Origin of the sequence: Reyranella soli, assembly GCF_007992495.1 — a bacterium.
In the GTDB taxonomy this organism is placed as follows: domain Bacteria; phylum Pseudomonadota; class Alphaproteobacteria; order Reyranellales; family Reyranellaceae; genus Reyranella; species Reyranella soli.
On sequence record NZ_BKAJ01000125.1, the window covers coordinates 26,623 to 33,011 of the forward strand.

4 protein-coding genes are annotated in these 6,389 nt (G+C 66.4%); 3 read left to right on the forward strand and 1 reads right to left on the reverse strand.

Annotation, left to right across the window (positions count from 1 at the left end):
- Positions 1–6: 6 nt before the first annotated feature.
- Together recN and ligA are read left to right on the forward strand one after the other, a co-directional pair.
- Positions 7–1,686: a DNA repair protein RecN gene (gene recN / locus RSO01_RS32110; protein WP_147154644.1), complete on the forward strand. Its 1,680-nt coding sequence runs from the start codon at positions 7–9 to the stop codon at positions 1,684–1,686.
- Between the two features lie 9 nt (positions 1,687–1,695).
- The gene (gene ligA / locus RSO01_RS32115) at positions 1,696–3,852 is read left to right on the forward strand and encodes an NAD-dependent DNA ligase LigA (protein WP_147154645.1); all 2,157 of its coding nucleotides are present in this window, start codon (positions 1,696–1,698) and stop codon (positions 3,850–3,852) included.
- A gap of 93 nt (positions 3,853–3,945) precedes the next feature.
- Here ligA and RSO01_RS32120 read toward each other — a convergent pair whose 3' ends face one another.
- Entirely contained in the window at positions 3,946–4,887 is a 942-nt protein-coding gene (locus RSO01_RS32120) for an OmpA family protein (protein WP_147154646.1), read from the reverse strand.
- 384 nt (positions 4,888–5,271) lie between these two features.
- Between RSO01_RS32120 and cuyA the strand changes: the two genes are divergently transcribed.
- Positions 5,272–6,306 carry a D-cysteate sulfo-lyase gene (cuyA, locus tag RSO01_RS32125; RefSeq protein ID WP_147154647.1) on the forward strand — a complete coding sequence of 345 codons (1,035 nt, stop codon included), beginning with the start codon at positions 5,272–5,274 and terminating at the stop codon, positions 6,304–6,306.
- Positions 6,307–6,389 lie beyond the last annotated feature (83 nt).

Here is a 6,389-nt window from a genome sequence, read left to right on the forward strand (position 1 = left end):
TCCTGCATGCTGGTCTCGCTTTCGATCCGCGACTTCGTGCTGATCGAGAAGCTCGACCTCGACTTCGTGCGCTCGCGCCGCGGCGGCCTGGGCGCGCTGACCGGCGAGACCGGCGCCGGCAAATCCATCCTGATCGACGCACTCGGCCTGGCGCTGGGCAACCGTGCCGAATCGGCCGCGGTGCGGCGCGGCTCGGCGCAGGCCTCGGTGGCGGCCTCCTTCGACCTGCCCAAGGACCATCCGGCCCATGCCGTGCTGGCCGAGCAGGGACTGCAGGACGATGACGCGCTGACCTTGAGGCGCATCATCGGCGCCGACGGCCGCGGTCGTGCCTTCGTCAACGACCAGCCGGCCTCGGTGGCGCTCTTGCGCCGGCTGGGCGATACGCTGGTCGAGATCCAGGGGCAGATGGAGCAGCACGGCCTTTTGGACATGGGCACGCATCGCGCCTCGCTCGATGCTTTCGCCGGCCTGGAAAAGCAGGCCGAGGCGGTGCGCACGGCCTGGCATGCCTGGCGCGCCGCCGAGCAGGCGCGCGCCGACGCCGAGGCGGCCGCCGCCGCGGCGCGCCGCGACGAGGATTTTCTGCGCCATGCGGTGAAGGAGCTGGAGGCGCTGTCGCCCAAGCCCGACGACGAAGAGAAGCTTGCCGAGGAGCGCCAACTGCTGCGCGCCGGCAGCGCTTTGGGCGAGGCGGTGACCCAGGCGATGGCTGAGCTCGAGCATGGCCGTGGCGCGGTCGGCGCCTTGCGCAACGCGCATCGGCTGGTCGAGCGCAATGTCGACAAGGCGATGGGCCGGCTCGACACCGCGCTGGCGGCGCTCGACCGGGCGCTGAGCGAAGCGACCGAGGCGCAGGCCCAGCTCGAGGCCGCGCAGGCGGCCTTGGAGTTCGATCCGGCGCGGCTGGAGAAGGTCGAGGAGCGGCTGTTCGCGCTGCGCGCGGCGGCGCGCAAGCACAATGTCACGGTGCCGGATCTGGCGGCGTTGGCCGAACGCTTCGCCGCGCAACTGGCGGCGCTGGACGATGGCGAGGCCGGGCTCAAGCGCCTGGCCAACGAGGCGAAGGCGGCGCGCGCCGCCTATATCGCCGCCGCCGAGGTTCAGTCCGCCGCCCGCCGCAAGGGCGCGGCGCGGCTCGACAAGGCGGTCGCCGCCGAGCTCGGGCCGCTCAAGCTGGAGAAGGCCAGGTTCGTCACCGATCTCGCACCCTTGTCCGAGACCGAATGGTCGGAGAATGGCACCGATCGCGCGCAGTTCACGGTCGCCACCAATCCCGGCACGCCGCCGGCGCCGATCGCGCGCATCGCTTCGGGCGGCGAGCTGTCGCGTTTCCTGCTGGCGCTGAAAGTCTGCCTGGCCAAGGTCGGCGATGCGGCGACCATCGTGTTCGATGAAGTCGATTCGGGCATCGGCGGCGCCACGGCGGCCGCGGTCGGCGAGCGCCTGAAGCGCCTGGCCAAGGACGTGCAGGTGCTGGTCGTCACGCACTCGCCGCAGGTCGCGGCCGTCGCCGACCGCCACTGGCTGATCCGCAAGACAACGACCAGGAGTGCGGCCAGCACTGATGTATTGGCGCTCGACGCCAAGGGCCGGCGCGAGGAGATTGCCCGCATGCTGTCGGGCGCCGAGGTCACGGCCGAGGCGCGCGCCGCCGCCGATCGGTTGCTGGCGGCCGCGGGCTAGGAGAAGACGATGTCGCGTGCCGCGAAGTTCAAGGCTGCCCTGTCGGTTGACGAGATGACCGAGCGCCAGGCGCGTGCCGAGCACAAGCGGCTGGCCGAGGAGATCAAGCACCACGACAAGCTCTATCACGAGCAGGACTCGCCCGAGATCTCCGACGCCGACTACGACAAGCTGCGCCAGCGCCTGAAGGCGATCGAGGCGCGCTTCCCGCAGCTCGTCGACATGTTCAGCCCGACGCAGCAGGTGGCGCCGCTGCCCAGCACGGCCTTTGCCAAGGTCCGTCATGGGCGGCCGATGCTGTCGCTGGACAACGCCTTCACCGACGAGGAGCTGCAGGGCTTTCTGGATCGCCTGCGCCGTGCACTGGAACGGGAGACCGATCTCAAGCCCGATGCCGAGATCGCGCTGGCCTGCGAGCCCAAGATCGATGGCCTGTCGATAAGCCTGCGCTACGAGGACGGCGAGTTCACGGTTGGCGCGACGCGCGGCGACGGCACGACCGGCGAGGACGTCACGCCCAACCTCAAGACGGTCAAGGACATCCCGCACAAGCTGAAGGGCAAGTTTCCCAAGTCGATCGACGTGCGCGGCGAAGTCTACATGGAGCGCCGCGCCTTCGAGGAGATGAACAAGCGCCAGGAAGCCGACGGCGAGAAGACCTTCGCCAACCCGCGCAACGCCGCAGCGGGCTCACTGCGCCAGCTCGATTCCTCGATCACCGCCAAGCGGCCGTTGCGCTTCTTCGCCTATGCCTGGGGCGAGGCCGAGCCGCGCTCGTGGAAGACCCACAGCGAATACCTGAAGCTGCTCAAGGAGTGGGGCTTCAAGGTCAATCCGCTGTCGAAGCTCTGCCGCACGCCGGACGACGTGCGCGCCTTCTACAAGGACATGGGCGTGACGCGGCCGTCGCTGCCCTATGACATCGACGGCGTCGTCTACAAGGTCGACCGCATCGACTGGCAGGAGCGGCTGGGCTTCGTCAGCCGCGCCCCGCGCTGGGCGATCGCCCACAAGTTTCCGGCTGAGCAGGCGCGCACGCGGTTGAACGGCATCTTGATCCAGGTCGGCCGCACCGGCGCGCTGACGCCGGTGGCCGATCTCGAGCCGGTCAATGTCGGCGGCGTCATGGTGGCGCGCGCCTCGCTGCACAATGCCGACGAGATCGAGCGCCTGGACGTGCGCAAGGGCGACATGGTGATCGTCCAGCGCGCCGGTGACGTGATTCCGCAGATCCTGGGTTTCGTGCCCGAGGAGCGACCCAAAAAGACCGAGAAGTTCCATTTCCCGACCCATTGCCCGTGTCCGCTCAAGACCAAGGTCGCGAGCGAGGAGGGCGGCGTGGTGCGGCGCTGCTCGGGCGGTCTGGAATGTCCGTTCCAGCAGGTCGAGCGGCTGCGCTACTTCGTGTCGCGCAACTGCTTCGACATAGAGGGGCTGGGCGGCACGCACATCGAGAACTTCCATCGCGACGGGCTGCTGAAGGTGCCGGGCGACATCTTCCGGCTGCCCAGGAAGATCGACGAGATCAAGAAGCGTGAGGGCTGGGGCGACCTGTCGGTGCGCAACCTGATGGCGGCGATCGAGGCGCGCAAGACCATCTCGCTCGACCGCTTCATCAATGCCATCGGCATCCCGCTGATTGGCGAAGCGACTGCCAAGATCCTGGCGCAGGAATATGGCGACGTCGACGTCTGGCTCGATGAGATGCTCAACGCTGCCAAGGAGCGCAAGAAGAAGCCGGACGACGTGAAGAAGGAGAAGGCGGCGGCCGAGGTCGGCGAAAGCTACGGCCGGCTATGCAACGTCGAGCAGATCGGCGTCACCACGGCCGACGCCATGTGCACCTTCTTCAGCGAGGGCCACAACGTCGAGGTGATCCGCGACCTGCGCAAGCAGCTCACCGTCGAGGCGGTGGCGCGGCGCGTCGTGGCGGCCGACGCCAAGCTCAAGGACAAGATCGTGGTCTTCACCGGCGAGCTCTCCACGATGACCCGCGACGCGGCCAAGGCGCGCGCCGAGGAACTCGGCGCCAAGGTCACCGATTCGGTGTCGAAGAAGACCAGCCTGGTGGTGGTCGGTGAGAATGCCGGCTCCAAGGCCCGCAAGGCCGCCGAGCTCGGCATCGAGACGCTGACCGAAGAGGAGTGGGTGCGCCTGTCATCCTGAGCGTAGCGAAGGATGACAGCGTTGATGTCGCATGCACCAATAAAAACGGCCGGGCATTGCCCGGCCGTTTCTGTTTTTCGATGTCCGATCGCCTTATTGGATGACGATCTCGACGCGGCGGTTCTGCGGCTCGCGCACGCCGTCACCGGTCTGCACCAGCAGGCCCTGCTCACCGCGGCCGATCACCGTGATCGCCTGCGCCGGCACGCCTTCACGCACGAGCGCGTCCTTCACGGCGTTCGCGCGACGCAGCGACAGCGCCATGTTGTAGGCTTCCGGGCCCGACGTGTCGGTGTGGCCGGTTGCCGTGATGCGCGCATTGCCCTTCTGCTTGAAGGCATCGGCCGCCTGCTTGATCGTGGCCAGCGCCTGCTGGCTCAGGTTCGAGCGGTCCCAATCGAAGAACACCATGAACGACGGCGGCGCAACCGGCGGCGGGGGAGGCGGCGGAGGCGGCGCTGCGCCGCCGAACTTGACCTGCACGGCGGCAAGCAAGGCGATGTTGTTGTTGGTCCAGGACGTCCCGGCGACCTGCGGATTGGTCGTGCCGATATAACGGCCTTCGAGGTTGAAGCGCAGGTTAGGCGTGGCGTTGTAGCCGACACCCAGGATGCCCTGATAGGCGAAGGTCGTGCTGCCGAGATTGTAATCGGAATCAATGAAGCCGACGCCGGCGCCCGCGCCGATATAAGGCACGAAGGTGCCCGTGGCGTTGAAGTCATAGAGGAAGTTGGCCATCGTCGTCACCTGGCTGATCTGTCCGGTGATCGCGCGGCCGCCAAAGAAGTTGCCGTTGTTGTTCTGGCGATAGAGGCCTTCGACTTCGACGCGCGGGCCGATGAAGTCGTAGCCGAACTTGCCACCCAGCGCCCAGCCTGTCTGCGGCGAGACGTTCTGGCCGAGGATCGTCGTGTTGAACAGCCAGTTGAGGCCGCCTTGCACGCCGAAGTACACGCCGGGCATCTGGACATCTTGAGCTTGAGCGGTAGCTGGCAGTGCCGCGATGGCTGCCACCGCAATCAAGACCTTCTTCATGCGTATCTCCTCATGGAGGATTTCAGGATTTCAGAGAGGTTTGCTTCGCGTTGGGACTGAGGCAATTGCGTAGCGCGCAGACTCTACGCTTGGCGATTTTCAGTCGCCACAAAATGGCGCCTGCGTCGACGCATTCCTGCCTCGGTGTGGTCTCGAGGTAACAGTTGTGGTCATGCTGTGACTTCGTACGATTTCGCACCAATTGATTTCTCATCGACGAAGTGATTTCTCATCGACGAAGAAGGAATCGATTTGTGAGATGAAGGACGAGGTTGCAGAGACTGTGTAGGTCACTCGTCAAACGTGCCAGAATGCGCTTGCCCGGTCGCTTTCTTCAGGCCCGGCGGAATGCTAGAGCCAGCACCGTCTTGCTGGAGTGCCTGAATGGATTTGTCTCGTTTTCCGCGCCGTCGCTACACACACGCCCCCACGCCCATCGAACCGCTTCCTCACTTCACCAAGGCCCTGGCAGCAAGCTGCCCCGGCGGCGTCGGCCCGGAGATCTGGATCAAGCGTGACGACCTGCTGGGCCTGTTCCCCGGCGGCAACAAGACCCGCAAGCTCGAATTCCTCGCTGCGGACGCGCTGGCCCAGGGGTGCGACACGCTGATCACCTGCGGCGCGCCTCAGTCCAACCATTGCCGCATCACGCTGTCTGCAGCGATCAGGGAAGGCCTGAAGTGCCGCTTCGTGATCGAGGAGCGCGTGCCCGGCAGCTACAAGAAGGAGGCGGGCGGCAACAATTTCATGTTCGAGCTGATGGGCGTCGAGGCCATCACTGTCGTTCCCGGCGGCTCGGACATGGGCGCCGCCATGTCGAAGATCGCGCAGGAACTCGCCTCGCTCGGCCGCAAGGGCTACGTCATCCCGGGCGGCGGCTCGAACGCCATCGGCGGCCTGGGCTACGTCGCCTGCGTACAGGAGATGGAGCAGCAGTGGGCCGACATGGGCCTGGCGCTCGACGCCGTCGTGGTCGGCTCGGGCAGCTCGGGGACTCATGGCGGCATGGTCGCGGGCTTCTTCGGCAACCACATCAAGATCCCGCTGATCGGCATCGGCGTCAGCCGCGACCCCGCCGACCAGGAGCCGCTGGTCTACAAGGAGGCGCAGGCCGTCGCCGATCTTCTCGGCATCGGCAAGGTGCCGCGCGAGGCAGTGAAGAGCGTCGGCGGCTTCTGGCAGCCGAAATACTCGATCCCCAATGCCAAGATGGTCGAAGCCGTGCAGATGCTGGCGCGCACCGAAGGCGTCCTGCTCGATCCGGTCTACACCGGAAAGATCATGGCCGGCCTGATCGGCCTGGCGCGCCAAGGCTACTTCAAGCCCAACGCCAAGGTGTTGTTCATGCACACCGGCGGACTGCCGTCCCTGCACGTCTATGAGGACGTCATCCTCGGCCGGGCCACCGTGGACGCCTAGTGGCTCTGCGCAGTGATTATGACGGGCCTATGTGGAGCGATTCGAGGATCGGCAGATCGTGCTGGCTCATTCAGGATCGCGAT

What these genes read in the sequence shown, in the direction of transcription:
- ligA (WP_147154645.1), top strand. Translation starts at nt 1,696, where the DNA reads ATGTCGCGTGCCGCGAAGTTCAAGGCTGCCCTGTCGGTTGACGAGATG.
- recN (WP_147154644.1), top strand. Translation starts at nt 7, where the DNA reads ATGCTGGTCTCGCTTTCGATCCGCGACTTCGTGCTGATCGAGAAGCTC.
- cuyA (WP_147154647.1), top strand. Translation starts at nt 5,272, where the DNA reads ATGGATTTGTCTCGTTTTCCGCGCCGTCGCTACACACACGCCCCCACG.
- RSO01_RS32120 (WP_147154646.1), bottom strand. Translation starts at nt 4,887, where the DNA reads ATGAAGAAGGTCTTGATTGCGGTGGCAGCCATCGCGGCACTGCCAGCT.